The organism is Saccharomonospora xinjiangensis XJ-54 (assembly GCF_000258175.1).
Lineage (GTDB): Bacteria > Actinomycetota > Actinomycetes > Mycobacteriales > Pseudonocardiaceae > Saccharomonospora > Saccharomonospora xinjiangensis.
Genome location: NZ_JH636049.1, coordinates 25,046 through 47,871 on the forward strand (window position 1 = coordinate 25,046; position 22,826 = coordinate 47,871).

The 22,826-nt window shown below is 73.4% G+C and carries 2 protein-coding genes; both read right to left on the reverse strand.

Features of this window, described 5'->3' with window-relative positions:
• A partial coding sequence (locus SACXIDRAFT_RS23165; RefSeq protein ID WP_050986885.1) for an SDR family NAD(P)-dependent oxidoreductase occupies positions 1–15,282 on the reverse strand: 15,282 nt, incomplete at its 3' end.
• Complete coding sequence (locus SACXIDRAFT_RS00040) at positions 15,266–22,756, reverse strand: type I polyketide synthase (RefSeq protein ID WP_006236387.1); 7,491 nt, start codon at positions 22,754–22,756, stop codon at positions 15,266–15,268. The genes SACXIDRAFT_RS00040 and SACXIDRAFT_RS23165, both read right to left, overlap by 17 nt.
• Positions 22,757–22,826 lie beyond the last annotated feature (70 nt).

The window sequence follows — 22,826 nt, forward strand, 5'->3', positions numbered from 1 at the left end:
CCGCCGCGCCGGGGTCGGCGGGGTGGGCGGGGTGACAGCCGCCGTGGCGGGAGGCACGGTGGCTGCCGGTGCCGCGTCGTGGTCCCGCGCCGCATCGCGTCGCAGAGAATGCAGGTGGCCTGCGAGGCGGCTGATCGTCGTGTGCTCGAACAGCAACGTCGCCGGCAGCGGGCCGAAGTCGGTCTCCAGCGCCCTCGTCAGCTCCAACGCGACGAGGGAGTCCACGCCGTAGTCGCCGAAGGTGGTGTCGCGCTCCAGCCGGTCGGACGGCAGTTCGAGCACGCGGGCGAACACCGAGGTCACGAGCCGTTCGGTGTCCTCGGGCGACGTCGCGGGCGTGGATGCCTCCCGCCCGTCGGAGGTCGCTGGGGTCGCGGCTGCGGCCGGCGAGCCGGTCGCGGACCCCGCCTCGGCGCGGGTGCGCACCACGGTGGCATCGGCCCGCCCGACGCGGACGTTGTCCGCCCTGGCCAGCAGCAACCGCTGGTTCGCGGGCTCGTCGGGGAGCGCCACCTCGGCTGCGGGAGCGAAACCCGAGGCCGTGAGGGCGTCCAGCCAGCGCGCAGCGCTCAGCACCGGTGCGGCAGGCAGCCGCAACGCCGTGTCCTCCGCGAGCCACCAGCCCCGGGTCAGGCCGAACACGAAGGTCAGGTACGCGGCAGGCCGCACTCCCTCGTTGACCACCAGCAGCCCTCCGGGGACGAGCAGGTCCTTGACGTGGCCGAGCGTCGTCTCGATATGCCGGGTCGCGTGCAGCACGTTGGTGGCGAGCACGACGTCGTAGTCGCCACCGAATCCCTGTTCCGACGGCGGGCGTTCGATGTCGAGCACCCGGAACTCGGTACCGGGTCGGTCGCCGAACTCCCTGCGGCCGTGGCGCACGAAGGTGGACGACAGGTCGGTGTAGGTGTAGTGCACGCGCTCGCCCAGCTCGGCCAGCGCCGGGAGGACCACCCTCGTGGTGGCGCCGGTGCCCGCGCCGATCTCCAGGACGCGCACGGGACCGTCGCCCGCCTCGGTGCGCACCACCTCCGCCAGCGCCGCGTTGTACGCCTCCATCACCGGATCGGCCTGGTAGAACCGCGACACGGCTTCGGCCGACCCTTCGGGGAAGAGCACATCCACACCGTCGCGGCGCCCGGTCAGCACGCCGGGCAGCGCGCGAAGGCACCGCGTGAGCAGTTCCACGGCGGGTGCGGCGCCGGGGTGCTCGGCGAGCAGCGACTGCGCGGCACGCCGGGGGTCGGCCATCGCCTCACGCACGTCGGCGTCGCGGACCCGGTCGGTGACCACGACGTCGTGGCCTTCGGCACTCAGCAGTCCCTCGGCCACCAGCAGATCGAGCGCGACGTCGAACAACCGCCGCTGCGCGGGTGCCACGGTGAGCCGGTCGGCCATTCCCGCGCGGTCGTGACGCTGCCCCGGGGCGAGAGCCGCACCGAGGTCGCCGAGCACCCCGGCCAACACGCGCGCGGTGAACGCGTCGAGCGCCTTCCCTGCGCGCAGGTGCGCGGTGAGCACACCGGCGCGGCGCGGATCGGGAGCAAGGCGCGGCACCGGCAGTGGCGCACTCGCGCGCGTCCCCGCATCGGTGTGGACACAGTGGACGGACACGGCGGGGTTCTCGACCCCGAGCCCCGCGAGGATGCGCTCGTCGGCCTTCGTGGCCAGCACCTGCGCCGCGCGTCCTGCCGCCACGAGTTCCAGCGCCCGCATGCCCTCCGCCGCGCCGATCGGCGTGATGCCGGACGCGGACAGCCGCGCGAGCGTGCGCTGCCGGTCGGCGTCCCCACCGGAGTGCCAGTAGCCCCAGTTCAGCACCCGCACCGGGTACGGCGCGGTCCTGCCGAACGCCAGCGCGTACGCGTCCTGGTAGACGCTGCCCGCGGCGTATCCGGCCTGCCCCTGGTTGCCGCTGAAGGAGATGCCGGAGGAGAAGAACAGCAGCGTATCCAGCGGTTCACTTGCCACGGCGGCGCACAGCGCCCTCGTGCCTTGCGTCTTGACCCGCAGCGCGGAGGCGAAGCCCTCGACGTCGAGCGAGGCGAACGGTGTGGTGACGAGCACCATCGCGGCATCGATCACGCCGTGCAGCGCCCCGAACCGGCGCTTGGCCTCGGCGACGGCCATGGCGATCTCCGCCTCGTCGGTGACGTCGGCCCGCACGTACACTGCCTGCCCACCGGCCTCGGCGAGCCGGGCCAGCCGCTCCCGCTTCGCCGCGTCGAGCGGGCTGCGGCCCACCAGCACCAGGCGCGCGGCGTAGCGGGTGGCGAGGTGCCGTGCCGTGTCGAAGCCGATGGTGCCGAGTCCGCCGACGATCAGGTAGACGCCGCCGTGGCGGAACGCGGGCTCGCGTGGCGGTCCCAGGAGCGCGGCGCGCAGCCTGCGGGTGTACCGGGTGCCGGAGCGCAGCAGAATCTGCCGTGCCCTTGGCACACACGGTTCGGCGACGACGGCCTCGGCGACGGCGTCGAGGCCGGTCGTACTGCCGGTCGCGCTGCCGGTCGCGAGGTCGGCTCCGCGCACGTCGAGCAGGGCGGTGCTCAGCTCGCCGAGTTCGCTGCCCACCGTCATCACCAGCCCCGCCAGCGCCGCCGCGCCAGGGCGCGCCGAGTCCCGCTCACCCAGCGGGGCGGCATCCCCGGTGACCACCGTGAGCCGCAGTGGCCCCGGCAGCACCCCGCCATCGCGGAGTTCGGCCAGCAGCCGGTACAGCGCGAGCACCGACTCGTCGCGGGTGTCGTCGGCCCCGGTGATCGGGCCGAGGAAATAGACCTTGCCTCGGCGGGCGTCCGGCAGCGCGGCGAACGGCGCCACCGAATCCCCCGGCGCGAGGCGCACGACGTCGGCATCGGCGTGGGCGCGAGCGATCCGGTCGGCCAGCGCGGCATCGGAGTCCCTCGCGACCACCAGCACGGGACCGGTGTCCGGTCGTGCGGGGTCGATGGACGGTGCGAGTGTCCACGACGGAACGTAGAGGAAGCCCGGTTCGGGCGCGGGCCGCGAACGCAGCACCAGGCCGGTGACGGCGAGGCACACGGCTCCCTCGTCGTCGAACACGGTGATGTCGCAGCGCCCGAGGCCGGGGTCGCGGGCGACGGCGTGAGCGTGGCAGACCGGAGGCAGCGGCCGATACACGGTGACGCGATCGGCGGCCAGCGGGAGCACGGGTTCGGTGTCGTCGCCGAGGAGCGCGGCCAGCACGTGCAGTGCCGCGTCGGCGAGCCCGGGATGCAGTGCGTGTCCTGGCGGGGTCGGCGTGCCGCCGCGCAGGCGGGCCAGCACCTCGCCCTCACCCGTGCGCACCGATTCGGCGAGCCGGAAGAACGGCCCGTAACGCAGCCCCCGCGCCCGCAGCCGCGCGTACAACAGCTCCGCGTCCACACGGGTGCGGCACCGGTCGGTGAGCGCAGCCAGCGAGACCGGGGCGGGAGGCTTCGGGACCGAGGTCTGGACAACGCCGCGCGAGCGGACAGTGCCCTGCTCGCGCAGCTCGTAGGACATCCCAGCCGCGACGGGTTCGGTGACCAGTTGCAGTCGCACCGGCCGGTCGGCGACTCCGACCGGGGACAGCCAGCGCACGTCGCCGACCGCGAAGGAGGTGCGTCCGGGAGCGAGTGCCCCCACGGCGAGAGCGAGGTGCGCGACCCCCGGCAGCACGCGGTCACCCGCGACCTCGTGGTCGGTGACCACCGCGTCGTCCGGCTCCACAACCAGCACCGTTTCCTCCGGCCGCATCGCAGCCGTGCCCTCTGGCCGCACCGCGGCGGCATCCTCTGGCCGCACCGCGGCGGCATCCTCTGGCCGCACCGCGGCGGCATCCTCTGGCCGCACCGCGGCCGTGCCCTCAGCGCCGCCGGGCCGGACAGGCATCGGGAGAGCGTCCCGGCGCGCGGTCGTGGTCAGCCAATGCCTCTCGGGCTCGAACGGGTATGTCGGCAGCGACACCATCCTCGGCGGCACGGGACCGGCGGGCAGCGCCGAGAGGTCGATGTCCACACCGGACGCCCACAGCCGCGCGAGCCGGTCGAGGTGTCCCTCGCGGATCAGACCGACCACGAATTCCGCTCCGGAGGCCGTTCCGGTGAACACGTCACCGAGCGCGCCCGCTCCGCTCGCATCGCCGCTGACGACGCCGTCCGCGTCCTCGCCGTCGGCGAACCGGCGCAGCAGACTCGCCGCCTCCGCGAGATCCCATGCCACGAACGCGAGCCGGTGCCGCATCGGCTCGCGGCCCACCCGCAGCGTGTACGCCACGTCGGAGAGCGAGGGCACGGCGGTGGAATCGGTGCTGGTACCGGACAGCAGGCGCGACAGTGCGGCGGACAGTCTCCTCGCCGACTCCCTCAGCCGCTCACCGGTGAGCGCCGACACGACGATCAGCTCCGGGGTCCGCGCGCTCGGTGATGTCCGGTGGTCCCGGTACTCCTCGACGATCAGGTGCGCGTTGGTGCCACCGGCGCCGAAGGAGCTGATCCCCGCCCTGCGGGGCGCTCCCGGCGCGGGTTCCGGCCACGGCGCGACCTCCTGCTGCACGGCGAACACCGACCGCGCGAAGTCGATCCGGGGATTGGTCCTCGCCGAGTGCAGTGACGGCACGAGCGTGCGGTGGCGGAGCTGGAGGACCACCTTGGTGAGGGCGGCGATGCCCGCGGCTCCTTCGAGGTGCCCGATGTTGGACTTCACCGAACCGAGCGCCGCACTGCCCACAGCCCGGCCCGTGCCGCCGAAGACCCGTTCGAGCGCGGCGTGTTCGATCGGATCGCCCAGCGCCGTTCCCGTGCCATGCGCCTCGACGTAGCCGATGCTCGCCGGGTCCACGTCGCCCGCCCGCAGCGCCCGCTCGATCAACGCCTGCTGGGCCGCGGGGTTGGGCACGGTGTAGCCGTTGGTGCGACCGCCGTGGTTGATCGCGCTGGACCTGATGACCGCGTGGATGCGGTCGCCGTCGGCCTCGGCGGCGGCCAGCGGTTTCAGCACCACCGCGCCGACTCCCTCACCGGGCACGTACCCGGTGCCGCCCTCGCCGAAGGACCGGCAGCGGCCGTCGGCGGCGAGCATGTTCATCCGGCTGAGGTTGACGTACTTCAGCGGGTGCGCCAGCACGTTGACACCGCCCGCGATCGCGTACGCGCACTCGCCCCTTCGCAGGCTCTCCACCGCGAGATGGACGGCCACCAGCGACGACGAGCACGCGGTGTCCACCGTCATGCTCGGGCCCCGGAAGTCGCCGAAGTACGAGACCTGGTTGGCGATCGACGCGCGGTTGGCCGGGACCGAAACGGGGTTGCCCCGCGCCGATTCCTCGGCGGCCAGCGTGGCGTAGTCACCCCACATCACCCCGGCGAACACACCGACGTCGAACCCGGAGTCGGCATGGCGCGCCCCGGGAAGGCGGCTCGGCGGGTACCCGGCGTCCTCCAGTGCGGCCCACGCGGTCTGGAGGAACAGCCGCTCCTGCGGGTCCATCGCGCGCGCCTGAGGCGGCGAGAGCCGGAAGAACCGCGAGTCGAACTCGGCCACCGACGACAGGAACCCGCCCCAGCGGCCCGTGATGGAGTCCGGCGCGCGCCCCTCGGGGTCGTAGGCGGCGTCGGCGTCCCAGCGGTCGGACGGCACCTCGGTGACGAGGTCGGCCCCGTCGCGGAGGCGGGCCCAGAACTCGTCGAGGTCGTCGGCTCCCGGGTACCGCCCGCTGATGCCGATCACGGCGATCGGGGCACCGGCGAGGTCATCGCCGTCGCGTGCCGCCGTCGTGGAGATCGCGCGTGCGGTCACGGTGGAGGTCACCGCGGAGGCGAGAGTGCGGGCGGCGGGAAGGGCTTGTTTCACCGTCGTGGACGGCTCGGTCGGTGCGGGGTCACCGGAGTCGATACCGGGGGCACCGGGAGCGCCGGGCGCCAGCGTGGCGAGTGCGTCGGCATGCCGCTCGGCGAGGTAATCGGCGAGGGTGCCGAGGGTGCGGCGATCGAAGAAGAGCGTCTGCGGCAGGTCGGGCAGATACTCGGCCAGCGCCGAGTTCAACTCCATGATCATGACCGAGTCGATGCCGTAGCGGTCGAGCTGCTCGGTCTCCGTGATCCGTGACGCGGGCACCCTGAGCACCGTCGAGAGCTGGGAACGCAGCAGGTCCACCGCCACCGCGCGCAGCCGTCCACCCGCCATGACCGGGGAACTCGCCTCGGTGCGGTTCTCACCGGTGATACCCGGCTCGACGGGGGTGTCCGCACCCGTCCCCGCGAGACCAACGCGGGGCGCGGCGGCATCGGCGGCATGGGTGACATCGGCGGTCGTTCTCGCCACGCCCGGCGCGCGCAGTGCCTCGGCGATGCGGGCCTGGTCGCCCACGGCGGGCACCAGCCACGGCTCGTCCGAGCACAGCGCCTGCTCCAGCGCCGTCCATCCCGTGTGGACGTCGAACGGCGCGAACCCCTGTGCTCGGTAGGCGGCCCACTGCCCTTCGCCGAGCCGGTCGTCGAGCCCTCCGAGCGTCCACAGTGGCCACGCCAGGGTCAGCGCGTCACCCCGCAGCAACGACACGGCGTCGGCGAACCGGTTCGCCGTGCCGTAGCCCGCGCCGCCGAAATCGCCCAGCAGCGACGCCAGCGAGGAGAACACCACGAACAGCGGCGGGCGCGCGTGCCGGGTGGCCGTGTCGAGATTCGCGGTTCCGGCCGCCTTGGCCGCCATGCCCGCCGCGAACCTCGCTGGGTCCACCTCGGTCGGGGGGATGTCGTCGGAGACCCCGGCGAGGTGGAACACACCGTCGAGGCGGCCGAACCGGGCTTCGGCCTCGGCAACGGCACGGCGCGTGTCCCCGGCGTCGGCGACGTCGGCGGACATCAGCATCACGTCGGACCCCGCTACCCTCAACTCGTCGGCCCACGCCTGGTGACGGTCCGCGCTGCGGGACACGAGCACGAGCCTGGCGGCGTAACGGCGGGCGAGTTCCCCTGCCAGCCAGCGGCCGAGCGCCCCGGTGGCGCCCGTGATGAGGTACGCGCCGCCGTGCCGCAGTGGCGACGGCCGCGACACGGGCAGCGGGTCGAGGCGCTCGACGTCCCTCACGAATCTCAGACCGTCGCGGCGCAGCACCTCCGCCCCGTGCGGCACGCCGAACTCCTCGACGGCCACCCGCGCCACGTCGGTGCCCTCGCCGAGCCGGACGGTGGCCAGCGACAGCGACGGGGCGTGCCGTCCGGTCGAGCGGGCGAACCCGGCCAGCGCCTCGTGAACGGGTTCGCCGCCCCGTTCGCCGCCGGGGAAGACGGCGAGGCAGCGCACCCTGCGGCCCACGCTCGCCTTGGCCAGTTCCAGTGCGGCGAGGACGGCGTGCCCGGCGTCGGCCGTGGTCATACCCCACGCCAGCAGCACGTCCACATCGCCCTGCCGCGCGCGCAGCGCGGACGGCAGTCCTGCGGGGTCGGCGACCCGCACCACGGCAGGCCACGGGCCGGTGACGGTGAGCGTGGGGTCGTCCGTGCACAGCAGCAGGGTGTCCGCCGGGTTCCGTACCGGCGCGGCGGGAGCGGCCTGCCGCCAGACGGGGCGATACCAGGCCACGGTCGCCGGCGCGGGGCGGCGCAGGGCGAAGTCCTCGACGCGCAGCACCTCGGTCCCTTCGGCGTCGGTGAGGGTGACGTCGTAGCGCAGCCGGTCCGCATCGGTCCCCTGCCGCACCACCGCGTGCGCCCAGCACACCTCGGGGAGCGGGCCGGTGAACCGCAGCGACGCGAGCCCGAAGGGGATGGCGGCGTCCTCGCCCGGCGCTGCACCGACCCAGTGGCACACGCGCAGCGCACCGTCGAGCCGCGTCGGGTGGAGCAGGAACGTGCCGGGCACGTCGGCAGGTGCGACGCCCACCCGCAGCAGAGCCTCGGACGGCCCGCTGAACACTTCCTCGATCACGTCATAGGCAGGACCGTAGGCGAATCCGGCCCTCCGGTAGCGGTCCAGTACGTCGGCCCTCGTGTGGTGCTCGGGGCACCGGCCTCGGATCGCGGCGAGGTCGAGCCGCGCGGGCACCGTCACGGTGTGGGTGGTCGCGGCAGTGTTCACGACACCGCGCACATGCGTGGTCCCGTCGTCGTCCACGACCTCGAACGCGGGATCGTCGCCCTGGCCGAAGCTCACCCGCACCCGGCGAGGACCGTCGTCGGCGGTGATCGGGCTGCCCCACGTCACCGCCGAAAGCCCACGCACAGGGCCGTGTCCCTCCCGCTCGGCCGCGGCCCGCACCAGCTCGACGCACGCGGTTCCGGCCAGCAGCGCGCGGCCGTGGATGACGTGGTCGCGCACCACCGGGTCGTCCTGGCTCACGGTGAGCACCGTGGTCTCCCCGGCGGACTTCCCGCCGGTCCGCGCAGTGGCCTGCGCAGTGGTCTCCACGGTGGTCTCCGTGGTGGTCCGGTTCACCGCACCGGTCTTCACGGTGGTCTTCCCTCCGGCGTCCGCGTCGGGCAACCGCACCCAGTACCGTTCGCGCGCGAACGGGTAGAGCGGCAGCGACACCCGGCTTCCGCCCTGGGCCGGTGCGGGCAGGTCCGCGCCCCGCACCCACGCGCGGGCCAGGCCGGGCAGGTCCGTCGGGCCGGTCGGGCTGGTCGGGCCTGCACCAGCGGTGGGCTCGCGGCGGGCCGTACTCACCACGCCGGTGACGGCGTACTCGACGAGGCGGCCCTCGGCGAACTCGCTGAGCGCGCGCACGAGGTCCGCGCCGCGTCCGGTCACCACGGCCAGCCGGTGTTCCATCGGTTCGCGGCCCACCCGCAGGGTGTGGGCGATGTCGCCGAGATCCACCGGGGCGCGCCGCACGTACTCGGCCAGCCGCGCCGCGTAGGCGCGCAGCCGGTCGGCCTCGCGGGCGGAGAGCACGAACAGTTGCGGCTCGCGATGCTGCTCGGCGGCGAGGTGGAGCACGCGGCTGCCACCGGCGGCGACCGCGGGCTGTGCTTCCTCGACGACGAGGTGGCTGTTGACCCCGCCCGCCCCGAAACTGCTGACTCCCGCGCGACGGGGCCGCCCGTCCCGCGCCGGCCACGGCGCGGGCTCGCGCTGCACCGTGAAGGGCGTTCGCCCGAAGTCGATGTCCGGGTTCGGTGTCCCCGCGTGCAGTGACGGCGCCAGCGTGCGGTGGCGGAGCTGGAGCAGCACCTTGGTCAGGCCCGCGATCCCCGCCGCCGATTCGAGGTGGCCGATCCCCGACTTCACCGACCCGATGGCGATGTGCCGCGCCCCCGCGTACGCCTTGGCGAGCCCGGAGATCTCGATCGGGTCACCGAGCGCCGTCCCCGTGCCGTGACATTCCACATAGGACACGTCACCAGGGTCGGTACCGGCCGAGGCGAGTGCCGAGGCGATGACCCTGCGCTGGGCTTCCGGGTTGGGCACGGTGTAGCCGTTGGTCCTTCCGCCGTGACTCGCGGCGTGGCCCGTGATGACGCCGTGGATGTGGTCGCCGTCGGCGAGCGCCAGCCGAAGCGGTTTGAGCAGCACGGCGCCCACCCCCTCGCCGGGCACGTAGCCGTCACCGCCCTCGCCGAACGCACGGCACCGGCCGTCGGTGGACAGGAACCGGCCCTGGCTGAGGAAGACGTACTTGTACGGGTGCGGTGACAGGTTCACCCCACCGGCGAGAGCCAGCTCCGCCTCCCCGGTGCGCAGCGCCTGGCAGGCGAGGTGGAGCGCGGTCAGCGACGAGGAACACATCGTGTCCACGGCGACGCTCGGTCCTCGCAGGTCCAATGTGTACGACACCCGGTTGGCGATCGACGCGGGCGAGGACCCCGGGACGGGGCTGCCCTGGCGCATCGCGTCAACACCGTAGAGCTGGTAGTGGGTGTGCATGACGCCGACGAACACGCCGACCTCGCGTCCTGCCAGGTCCGACGCGCGGTACCCTGCCTCCTCCACGGTGTGCCATGCCGTCTGGAGAAACAGCCGCTCCTGCGGGTCCATGAGTTCGGCCTCACGCGGGGAGATGCCGAAGAACAGCGGATCGAACTCGTCGGCCCCGTCGAGGAACGCTCCCCAGCGCGAGTAGCTCGCGCCCGGCCTGCCCGGCACCGGGTCGAAATCGCGGTCGGGGTTCCAGCGGTGTGCCGGGATCTCGGTGACACAGTCGCGGCCGGACACCAGGTTGTCCCAGAAGGCGTCGAGGTCGTCGGCCTTCGGGTAGCGGCCTGCAAGCCCGATCACGGCGATGCCGTCGTCGGCCCGCTCGCCCTCGCCCAAGGCAACGCGGGGCTCCGCTGTCGCAGGCCGCGACGGTGCCGACGGCGGGACGAGCGCGGCACCGTGTTCGGCCGCGAGGTGGTCGGCGAGTTCGGCGATCGTGGGGAATTCGTAGAACAGCGTCTTGTCGATGCCGGTCTCGAAGCGGGTCTCCAACTCACCGGTGAGCCGGGTGACCATGAGGGAGTCGAGGCCATAGCGCTCCAGCGGCACGGTCTCCTCGACGTCGTCGGGCGAGAGCCGGGTCTGCTCGGCGACCAGCGACCGCAGCAGCGACCTGGCCCGGCTCGCCGCGTCCTCGCCCGCGATCTCCATTTCCGTGCGCGCGGGCTCGTCCTGCGGCGACGGCGCGGAGTTCAGCGCGGACAGCACGGCACCGGCCTCACCGGGCACCACCAGCAGCGCGCCGGAAGCACCACCTGCCGCGACCAGGAACACGCTCGTCGCGTCCGGTGTGGACAGTGCGCCGATTCCCGTGCGCGCCAGCAGTTCGGCGGCGGACCGCTCGCTCTGCACCATGCCGCCTTCACGCCACCGGGGCCAGGCGAGCGAAAGGAAGCGGCGCGGGCGCTCTCCCGGATCAGCCCACCGCTCGGCCAGCGCGTCCAGCACGGCGTTGGCGTAGGCGTAGGCGGTCTGACCCGGGTTGCCGACCACCCCGGCGACCGAGGTGAACAGCGCGAAGACGTCGAGCGGTTCGTCGCGGGTCGCCTCGTGCAGCGCCACGGCACCCCGCACCTTCGGGGCCAGCACGGCATCGAGGTCGGCCTGCTCCAGGTCGGTCAGCAGCGCGTCGCGCACGATGCCCGCGGCATGCACCACGCCGTGGACCCCGCCGTGCGCCGTCCTGAGTTCACCGATCAGGTCGCCGACGCGCCCGGCATCGGTGACGTCCACGGCCCGGTAGGTCACCGACAGGGCCGTGGCAGCGAGCGCGTCGAGCGCGGCCCGCGCGCCGGGGCCTGGCTCGGCCGACCTGCCGGTGAGCACGAGGTGAACGCGGGCGCGCTCGGCGATGGCGCGGGCGATCCGCAGTCCCACACCACCGGCGCCTCCGGTGATCAGGTACACGCCGCCGTCCCGTGGCTGCCACTCCGCTGGCATGGGGGTGACCTCGCGGTAGCGGCGTACCTGCCGGACGCCGTCGCGGTAGCGCACGACGGTGTCGGTGGCGGACAGTTCGGCGGCCACGACCTCGTCGGGGCCTTCCAGCAGGGTGATCGTCAGGCGGGGGTCCTCCACGGCCACGCTGCGCGCGACACCGTCGAGACCGAGCGCGGACGGTGCGCCGTCGTGGACGACGAGGACGCGGACCTGTCCGGTGGGCGCCGTGCCGAGGAGGGCCTGGCACAGGTGCAGCATCGAGCGGACTCCGCGATCGAGGTCGCGTTCGGTCACGGTGTCCGGGTCGGCGCCTCTGGACCACGTGTGCACGATGCGATCCGGCCGTACACCGTCCTCGCGCAGTGCGGCGAACAAGCGGGTGTAGTCCTCGGCCCTGCCGGGGGCGATCTCGTAGCGCCGCGGCCCGCACCTGCGGAAGCCCTCGCCCGCACCGACGGTGACGACGTGGGCACCCACTCCGGGCGGTGCCGTGTCGCCGAACACCAGGCACGCCCCGTCGGACCTGCCGGGTCGCGGGGCTGGATCCGTGTCCGCCCAGTCACGCGCGACCAGGGTGGCGCTACTCGCGGATCGGCCCACCACAGTGGATTCCATGGGGCCGGCTGCCGTGGACACAGCGGGGGTGGGCACGGTGGCCAACGCGGATCTGGCCACGGTTGGCCGTCCGCCCACGGTGGACATGGTGGGCCGTCCGCCCACGGTGGACATGGTGGGCCGTCCGCCCACAGATGACATAGTGGGCCGTCCGCCCACAGATGACATAGTGGGCCGTCCGCCCACGGTTGCCAGTTCGACGCCGCCGAGAACGGCCAGCACCGCACCGTCGGCGTCGAGGACGCGCAGGTGCGCGCTCACCCCTGCGGCGGAGCCGGTGATGCGGGCCACCACGGTGGTCGCCGAGGTGAGCGGTCCCGCGACGTCGAACGTCTCCGCCGAGACGGGCAGCAGCAGCGTGCCCGGCTCGGCGGTGTGCAGGACGGACACGGCGGCGGCCTGGATCGCGATGTCGATGACGGCCGCCTCGCGCTCGAAGCCGGAGCCAGGCGGCAGGTCGATATCCGCCACCGCTACCCCGTCGCCCACGGACACCGAGCGCACACCACGCAGGCCGGGGCCGTACTGAAGTCCCCCCGCCGCGAGCAGCGCGTAGCAGCGGTCGCGCTCGACCGTCGCCAGACCGGCCACGTCGGGCATCGCCGAGGTGGTGGACGCCTCCGCCGAGCCTGCTCCCGCCGAGCCGGAACAGTGGCTCGGCCCGTCACCACTGGTCAGGTCGAAACCCCCGTCGCCGGTGGTCCACGCGGACACCGACAGGGTGCGGGGGCCGCTCACCTCGCACAACCGGTCGAACCTCACCCGCCGCAGCCCGGTGATCCGTGCGTCCAGTGCGCGCAACGCGGTCAGGCCGAGCACCATGCTCGCGGCGGCCGACACCGTCGGCACGCCCCGGAACGTGTGGTCGGCGAGGAACGGTTCGGAGCCTGTCACCGCCAGCGAGCGGGTCTGCGCGGTCACCGGAGCGGGCGCGCCACCGTGACCGGAGGACGCGACCGTCCACTGTGGTGGCTCTGCCGGTTGCGCCGGGTGTATCCGCTGCGCGGTGTGCGCGCGTTGCGACGCGAGCCGGTAGGAAGCGGTCTCGAACGGGTACGTCGGCAGCACGACCCGCCTGCCGGGCCGGTGGGCGAACACGGCGGCCCGATCGACCGCAGCCCCTGCTTCCCAGGCGCGGCACACCGACTCGGCAGGAGGCTCCGAGCCCAGCACGACGGCGCCGGGAGGCACTTCCGGCAGTGGATGGACCGGGAAGCCGAGGTCCCGCCCCGCGCTCACGCGCACGGTACCGGGCTCCTCCCACGCCGCGCGGGCCGTCGCGACGTCACACCCTCCGGCCACCGTGAGCGCGAGCGCGGTCGATCGGCGGCAGGCGTAGGCGGCCTCCGGTGCCAGGCCCCAGCTCAGCCGGAGCCGCGCCAGCGTGTACAGCAGGGTGAACGCCGGTTCGGCGTCACCGCACTCGTCGGCGAACTCCCTTGCCGCCGGTTCCTCCGACAGCAGCGCCGCGAGCCTCGCCGGGGCGTCAGGGAGGTCGGCGTCGAACACGAACACCAGCGGCGCGTCGCCGGTCCGCGCCGACGCTTCGTCCTTCATGGACAGTGTTGCGACCAGTTCGGCACGGTCTGACACCACGAAGGCACGGCGGTACCGATGGGCGGCCCTTCCCACGGCAAGGGTCAACGCCACGTCGGCGAGCCCGTTCTCCGGATGGGCGCGCAGGTGCTCGGCGAGGTCGGCGGCGTGCCGGTCGAGGGCGCTTCGGGTCGCGGCCGACAGCAGCACCGGAACCGGCCCCGTGGAGGCCGGGACGGAGGCTGCCGTGGCCTGCCCCGCGACCGGCGCCGTGGACGCACCAGCGGAAGGCGCTGTCAAGGACACAGCAGAGGGCGAGGCCGACGACACTGTGGACAGCGTCGTTGACGGAAGAGCGGACGGCCCGGCCTCGTCCACCGTGTCCACCGCGTTCACCGCGTTCACCGGTTCCTGTTCCAGGATCACGTGGGCGTTGGTGCCGCTGATGCCGAACGCCGACACCGCCGCTCTGCGGGGCGCGCCGGTCTGCGGCCACGGCCTCGCCTCGGTGAGCAGCCGCACCGGGCTGCCCTCCCACTCCACCTCGGGGGTGGGCCTGTCCACGTGCAGGGTGCGGGGCAGCACGCCGTGCCGCAGCGCGAGCACCGCCTTGATCACGCCGCCGATTCCCGCCGCGGCCTGGGAGTGCCCGATGTTCGACTTCAGCGATCCCAGCCACAGCGGCCGATCGGCGGGCCTCGCCGCGTAGGCCGCCTTGAGCGCGTCGATCTCGATGGGGTCGCCGAGCGTGGTCCCGGTGCCGTGGCCCTCCACGAGGTCCACGTCGGCGGCGCCGAGCCTCGCATCGGCGAGTGCCGCCGCGATGAGGCGTTGCTGCGCGGGGCCACTCGGAGCGGTGAGCCCGTTGCTCGCGCCGTCGGAGTTGACCGCACCACCCCTGACCACGGCGAGCACCGGGTGCCCGTGGCGCCGCGCGTCGGAGAGACGTTCGAGCAGTACCAGGCCCGCGCCCTCCGACCAGCCCGTGCCGTCCGCCGCCGCCGCGTAGGACTTGCAGCGGCCGTCGCGGGCCAGCCCTCGCTGCTGGGCGAATTCGACGAACACGCCCGGCGAGGTCATGACCGCGGCGCCGCCCGCCATCGCGAGGTCGCACTCGCGCGTCCGAAGCGACCGCACGGCCTGGTGGATGGCCACCAGCGACGACGAGCACGCCGTGTCCACGGTGATCGCGGGGCCGTTCAGACCGTACCGGAACGCCAGCCTCCCCGAGGCGACGCTGAGAGAGGTGCCGGTCAGCAGGTACCCGGCCGCGTCGGCGTCGGCCTCGGACAGCCGTGGCCCGTACTCGCCGCCCATGGCGCCGACGAACACGCCGGTGGCGCTGCCCCGCAGGGAGTCGGGGTCGATCGCCGCGCGCTCCAGCAGTTCCCACGACACCTCCAGCAGCAGCCGCTGCTGCGGGTCCATGGCCTCCGCCTCGCGCGGGCTGATGCCGAAGAACACCGGGTCGAACCGGAACGCCTCGTCGAGGAACCCTCCCGCCGTCGCGTAGGTGCGGCCCGGCACCCCCGGCCGGGGATCGACCAGCTCGGCGACATTCCAGCCCCGGTCGCCCGGAAGATCGCCCACCGCGTCGATCTCGTCGGTCACGAGCCGCCAGAGATCCTCGGGGCTCCGCACACCGCCGGGGAAACGGCAGCTCATCGCGACGATCGCGATGGGCTCGTGGGCGGCGTCGGTGACCTCACGCAGCGTCCGGCGCGCGCGTTGGAGTTTCGCCGTCGCCCGGCGTAGGTAGGCGACGAGTTCCCGGTCATCGACCATCGGCACCCTCTCCCCCGGAAACCGCCGCCCACTCGTCGTCGGGGTCGGCGTCGATCAGCGCGAACAGTTCGGTGAGGTCGGCCTCGGCCAGCTCGCGATCGAAATCCTGGTCGTCGGCTCCATCGCCAGGAACGGCGGGCACGGCGGCAGGCACGGTGGGTACGGCGGCGGGCGTGGCGGGTGCCGGGGTCACGCCGTCCACGGCGGAGGTAGTGGCTGTGGTGGCGGCTACGCGATCCACAGCGGCCTCGGCCGTAGTGGCAGGTTGTCCGACCACAGTGGACCTGTCCGCTTCACCGGGCTCGGTGTGTCCGGCGGCCCTGTCGTCCTTGGCCTGCCGTGGACCCGGCACGAGCCGGTCGAGCAGCCACCCTGCCAGCTCAGCTGGTGTCGGATGGCTGAACACCACGGTGGCGGGCAACGTCAACCCGGTCGCGGTGGCGAGCCGGTTGCGAATCTCGACGGCGATCAGCGAGTCACACCCGAGGTCCTTGAACGAGGCGGAGGTGTCGAGCGCGCCGGACGAGCTGTGGCCGAGTGCTGCGGCGGTGTGGTCGAGCACGAGTTCCAGCACACGAGCGGCCCTCTGCCGGGCGGGCAGGGCGGGCAGTTCGTCGATCACAGTGCGAGAGGGTTCGCGCTGGGCGCTGCGGTGTGACCGGGCGGGCGCGAGGTCGCGGAGCAGCCCCGAGCGGCCCTTGCCGTGCAACGCGGCGGCGACCACGACGGGGTCGGGCTCGCGCAGTGCGGCGTCGAACAGGCGCAGTCCGTCGTCGGTGCCGAGTTGCCCGATGCCGAGCGCGGCGAGCCTGCGGACAGCGGTGTCGTCGAGCGCGCCGGTGAGTCCGCTGCGCTGCGACCACAGTCCCCACGCGATCGACGTGGCAGGCAGTCCTTCGGCCCTCCTGCGCCGCGCCAGCGCGTCGAGCACGCCGTTGGCCGCGGCGTAGTTGGCCTGTCCCGCTGTCCCGAGAATCCCGGCGACCGACGAGAACAGCACGAACGCGGCCACGGTCGGCAGATTCCGGGTTGCCTCGTGCAGGGTCAGCGCCGCGACAGCCTTCGGACGCAGCACCGTGTCGAGTGCCGCGTCGTCCATCGTGGACACGGGCGCGTCGGCGAGCACTCCTGCCGCGTGAACCACGGTGGTCAGCGGCCGGTCGGCGGGCAGACCGGCGAGGACGCGGTCGAGCACGGCGCGGTCGGCGGCGTCACCGGCGACCGCCTGCGCTTCGGCGCCGAGTGCGGTGAGCTCGCCGACCAGTTCGGGGGCTCCCGGAGCGTCCGGGCCGCGCCTGCTCAGCAGCACGAGCCTCCGCACGCCGTAGGTGGTGACGAGCGCGCGGGCGACCAGCCCGCCCAGTTCTCCGGTACCTCCGGTGATCAGAGCCGCTCCGCCGAGGCGGGGCAGGGTGTGCCGTGTCGGGCGGGGGGCGCGCCGCAGCACCGGGGTCGCGAACCGGCCGCCTCGGAACCGCACCTGCGCCTCACCGGTGGCGAGCGCCCCGGTCACCACCGCACTGTCGGCGCGGTCGGTGTCGAGCAGCACGAACCGGCCGGGATGCTCGGTCTGCGCCGAGCGCACCAGCCCCCACACGGCCGCGTGAGCGGGGTCGGACAGCTCGCCGTCACCACCGGTGGTCACCACCACCAGACGCGACGCGACGGCGCGTTCGTCACCGGCCACCGAGCGGACCACGTCGAGCACCCGGCGAGCGGCGCGGGCGGGGTCGTCGCCCGCCGGGCACTCCAGAACGGCCACCTCGGGCGGCCGAGCGGGCAGGCCGTCCGTCAGCACCACCGGGTCGGCGTCCACCGGTTCCGCACGGCAATCCCCTTCGGCGGCGACGTCGGCCCAGGAGAGGGAGAACAGCGCGGGGGCAGCGGTGAGCTTCTCAGGCGACACCGGCCGCAGCGCGAGGTGGTCCACGGCCACCACAGGAGTTCCGTCCTCCGTCCACGCCAGCAACGACACCGCACTGTTGTCCACTGTGTTCAGAAGGACGCGCAGCCTCGTCGCCGAGGTGGTGGACAAGCGCACGCCGCCGAAGGAGAACGGAAGGCGGCAGGTGCCGTCGTCGCCAGAACGCAGCCAGATGCCGTGCAGCGCCGCGTCCAGCAGTGCGGGGTGAAGACCGAAGTCTCCCTCGCCACCCTCGGGCAGTGCGACGTCCAGCCACAGCCGGTCGCCCTCGGCCCAGGCGCCACGCAGGCCCCGGAACACCGGCCCGTAGTCGAGCCCGATCGCCCGCAACCGCTCGTAGTGGCCGGTGATCGGAATCTCGGTGGCATCCGGCGGCGGCCAGTGGGATTCGAGCGCGGCGCCGACGGGCCGCTCGCCCGGCTCGACCGACGCCGTGGCGTGGCGCACCCAGCCGGTGGCGTCCCCGTCTTGCCGCGTGTGCAGGGTGATCGTGCGGCTGCCATCACCGTCCGGCGCGGAGGCGACCACCTGGACCCGCAGCGCGCCCTCGTCCGGCACCACCACGGGCGAATCGAGCACCAGTTCGCGAACCTCGGGGCAGCCCAGCCGCCTGCCCACCCACGCAACCAGGTCGAGACACGCGGTGCCGGGCAGCACCACCGTGTCGAGGACGGCGTGGTCGGCCAGCCAGGCCGTGCCGTCCAGCGAGAGGCTTCCGGTCAGCAGCACGTCGCCGCCATCGGCGTGCTCGACCTCCGCCCCGAGGAAAGGATGGGACGCCGCCGTCAGCCCTGCCGCCGTGAGATCGCCCGTACCGGCCGGGACCGTGAGCCAATGCGAATCCCGTTGGAAGGCGTACGTCGGCAACGGCACGACCCTGCCCGAGAACGCCGCGGAGAAGTCGATCGGCACGCCGTGCGCGTCGGCCTTGGCCAGCGACCGCAGAAACCTCTCCAGGCCACCTTCGCCCCTGGTCAGCGACTCCAAGGTCACCACGGGTTCCCCGAGTTCGTCGGCACGCTCCGCGATCCCAGACAGCAGCACGGGATGGGGACTCACCTCGACGAACGTGCGGTGGCCCTCACCGACGAGCGCGGTGACGGCGTCGTCGAAACGGACCTCCTGCCTCAAATTCCGGTACCAGTAGTGGGCGTCGAGCACCGCACCACCGACCCTCTCGACATCCACAGTGGACATCATCGGGATCGAGGGCACGCCGGGACGGATGGGGGCGAGGTCGGCCAGCAGCCGCTCCCGCAGTTCGGTGACCTGCGCCGAGTGGGAGGCGTAGTCCACCGCGACCGCCTTCGCCCGTATCCCGTCGGCCGTGCAGCGCTCCACGAGCGCGGCGACCTCGGCGGGATCGCCGGACACGGTGGTGGCGTTCGGCCCGTTGCAGGCCGCGATCGACACCGCACCGACAGCACCGTCCATGCCGGACAGCAGGCCGCGCACCCGGTCAGCGGGCAACGCGAGGGAGGCCATCGCACCGCGTCCGGCGAGCGCGGTCAGCGCGCGGGAGCGGCGGGCCACCACCAGCGCGGCGTCGTCGAGGCTCAGCGCACCGGCCACGCAGGCCGCGGCGATCTCGCCCTGGCTGTGCCCGATCACGGCCGACGGCTCCACCCCGTGCGCCCGCCACAACCGGGCCAGCGCGATCATCGTCGCGAACAGCACCGGCTGCACCACGTCCACCCGGTCGAGGCCGGGTTCGCCGGGAGCTTCCCGCAACACACCGGTGAGGCTCCACTCGACGTGCGGTGACAGCGCCCGCTCGCAGTCGGCGATCGCCTCGGCGAAGCCGGGCGAGGCGGCGAGCAGGTCCCTGGCCATGCCTGCCCACTGCCCGCCCTGACCGCCGAAGACGAACACGGGGCGATGCGCGGCGGTGGCGTGCCCGGACACCACGGCGGGATCGGCGCCGCCGTCCGCGATGGCCGACACCCCGCGCAGCAAATCCTGCCTGGTCGTTCCGGTGACGGCGGCGCGAACGGGAAACCGGGTGCGCGTGGTGAGCAGCGAGTGCGCGACATCGGCCGGGTTCCAGTCGCCGGACCCGTGGTCGCCGCTCAGGTGGTCGCGCAGGCGGGCCGCCTGCGCGCGTAGTGCGGGCTCGGTGCGGGCGGAGACGGCGAGCACCACGGGCCGGTCACCGATGTCCCGCACCGGCTCGTCCACGACGTGCGGGGCCTCTTCGATGATCACGTGGGCGTTGGTGCCGCTGATGCCGAAGGACGAGACACCGGCGCGGCGCGGCCTCGCGGTCCTCGGCCACGGCACCGGCGCGGTCAGCAGCGCCACCGTGCCTGCCGACCACTCGACGTGCGGGGAGGGTTGTTCGGCGTGCAGCGTCGCGGGCAGCTCGCCGTGGTTCAGCGCGGACACCATTTTGATCACTCCGGCGACTCCCGCCGCCGCCTGCGTGTGGCCGATGTTCGACTTCACCGAGCCGAGCCGCAACGGCCGATCGGGCTGCCTGCCCTCGCCGTAGGCGGCCAGCAGCGCCGTCGCCTCGATCGGGTCGCCGAGCGTGGTCCCCGTGCCGTGTGCCTCCACCGCGTCGATGTCGGCGGGACGCAGTCCCGCGTCGGCGAGCGCGTCGGCGATCACCTGACGCTGAGCGAGACCGCTGGGTGCGGTCAGCCCGTTGCTGGCCCCGTCGGAGTTCAGCGCGGAACCGCGCACCACCGCGAGAATCCGGTGCCCGTTGCGGCGCGCGTCCGAGGCCCGCTCCAGCACGAGGACACCGGCCCCCTCGGCCCATCCGGTGCCTGCCGCGTCGGCGGAGAACGCGCGGCAGCGGCCGTCGGGTGACAGCCCGTTCTGCCGGTTGAACTCGGTGAACATGCCGGGAAGTGCCATCACCGTGACACCGCCCGCGATGGCGAGGCTGCTCTCTCCCGCCCGCAACGAGCGGCAGGCCAGGTGCACAGCGGACAGCGACGAGGAGCACGCCGTGTCCACGGTGAGCGCGGGCCCGCTCAGCCCGAGCACGTAGGCGACCCTGCCGGAGAGCACACTCGGAGTGCCGCCGGTGAGCAGGAAACCGCCAGCCGAGTCGGCCTGCTCGTGCAGCCGCGCCCCGTAGTCCTGCGCGGTGGCCCCCGCGAAGACGGCCGTCCTGCTGCCCCGCAGAGTGCCCGGAACGATGCCCGCGTTCTCCAGCGCCTCCCACACCACTTCGAGGAAGATCCGCTGCTGCGGGTCCATGGCAGCGGCCTCCCTCGGGGAGATGCCGAAGAACTCCGCGTCGAAGCGGTCGATCCCGTCGAGGAAGCCGCCTGGCCGGAGGCCGGTGGTGTCCAGCGCGTGCCAGCCGCGCTCGGCCGGTGGCTCGATGATGGCATCGACCCGGTCGCGCACCAGCCGCCACAGTGCCTCCGGTGTGGTCACCCCGCCCGGATAGCGGCAGCCCATGCCGACGATCACCACGGGATCGGGGTCGAAGCCACCCTCCGGACCCGGCTCGGCCGGCGGCACAGCGACCGCCGTGGCCCGCACCGTGAGGGTCGGCGCGGCGGCCGATCCGGTCAGCTCGGCGAGATGCTCGGCCAGCGCGACGGGAGTCGGGTGGTCGTAGAGCAGCGACACCGACACGTCGGCCCCGGTGTGCTCCTCCACCAGATCCCGCAGTTCCAGCCCCATCATCGAGTCGAAGCCCTGCTCACTGAACGGCACGTCGGGCAGCACCGCCGCACCCAGCACCCGAGCCGCGAGGTCGAGCACGTCGTCGAGTGACAGCGCGGAACCACGCTCCCCTGCGTGTGTCACGGTCGTGTGCTCGGACACCGGCGGCGCGGTACGCGGCTGCACCTGTGACTCGGCTGGCGGCGCGCCGAGACCGGCAGGCCAGTGCGTGGTCCGTTCGAACGGATACGTCGGCAACGCCACCCTGACGGCCCGCCGCCCCGCGAACACCGGCTCCCAGTTGACCTCCTCCCCCGCCAGGAACCGTTTCGCCAGATCGCCGAACGAACCGACCGTGCCCGGATCGACCGCGTCACCGAGGAAGCCGGTGGAACCGGAAGGCTCACGGCAGGCGAGCCGGTCGAGCCTGGTGAGCAGCTCGGCGTGGTCGCGCGCGACCACGACCGCGCGGCAGGCGTGCGCCGTGCGACCAGTGACAAGGGTGAACGCCACGTCCACGTCCCTGACGTCCGGCCGCGCCGCACGGTGTTCCCGCAGGGCACGCGCCGTCGCGGCGAGCGCGGTGGGGGTGCGCGCCGACAGCACGTAGGGAAGCGGCCCGGTGGTCCCCGCCTCGGCGGGAGGCTTGGGCGAGTCGTGTGCGGCGAGCACCACGTGACAGTTCGTGCCGCCCATGCCGAAGGAACTCACCCCGGCGATCAGCGGTGACCCGGAGTCCGGCCACGGCGAGGCCTTGGTCTGCACCCGCAGTCCCCACTCCGCGAGCGGTATCCGGTCGGGGGGTGCGGTGAAGTGCAGGTTCGGCGGCAGCACACGGTGGTGGAGGCTGAGCACCGTCTTGATCAGCCCGGCCACCCCCGCCGCGCCTTCGAGGTGCCCGATACTGGTCTTGACCGACCCGACCGCCAGTGCGGTGTCTTTGTCCCCGAACACCTCGCGCAGCGCGGCGGCCTCGGTCGCGTCACCCGCAGGCGTGCCTGTGCCATGCAACTCCACGTACTGCACGTCGGCGGCGGTCACTCCGGCCGCGCGGTGTGCCGACGCCAGTAATTCGGCCTGCGCCGCCCCGTCCGGCGCCGCGAGGTCCTCGCCCGCGCCGTCGTGGTTGACGGCCGTACCACGGATGACGCAGTACACGCGGTCGCCGTCGGCCAGTGCGGACGACAGCGGCTTGAGCACGACCACACCACCGCCCTCGCCGCGGACGAACCCGTCGGCCGCGCGGTCGAACACGCGGCAGCGGCCGGTCGGCGACAGCACTCCCATGCGGGCGGCGGCGAGCTGGCTCTCCGGTGCCAGCGCGAGGTTCACCCCGCCTGCCACCGCCATCCGGCACTCGCCCGAACGCAGGCTCGCGACCGCGAGATGCACCGCGACCAGCGACGACGACTGTCCCGTGTCGATGAGCAGACTGGGTCCTCGGACACCGAGATGGTGCGAAACCCGGTTCGCGATGACGCCCCGTTGCAACCCCGTCATGGCGTGATGTGACACGGCCTGGCCTGACCGCGACAGCAGCAGCGCGTAGTCGTCCGAACTGGACCCGAGATACACCCCGACGGGCAGCGACGTCAGCGCGGCGGGAACGATGCCCGCATCCTCCATGGCCTCCCACGCCAGCTCCAGCGCGAGGCGCTGCTGCGGGTCCATGGCCAGCGCCTCACGCTGGGAGATCCCGAAGAAGTCAGCGTCGAAATCGGCGACGGAGTCGAGAAACCCTCCCTCGGAGGGGATCTGTGGTCCCGCCGGCACCGCGGCCCTCCGCCGCGCCTCCGACGGCGGCCCCACACTGTCCACACCGGACACCAGGTTGGCCCACCAACGTTCGGAATGGTCGGCGCCGGGCATCCGGCAGGCGAGTCCGATCACGGCAACGGGTTCGTTCTCCCCGATGGTGTTGCGGTCCATCCGACGCGCACCTCCTCTCGTCGTGGTGGGCAGGGTCGAGCCCCTCCGGTCCTGCCGGAGGTCTTCAGGG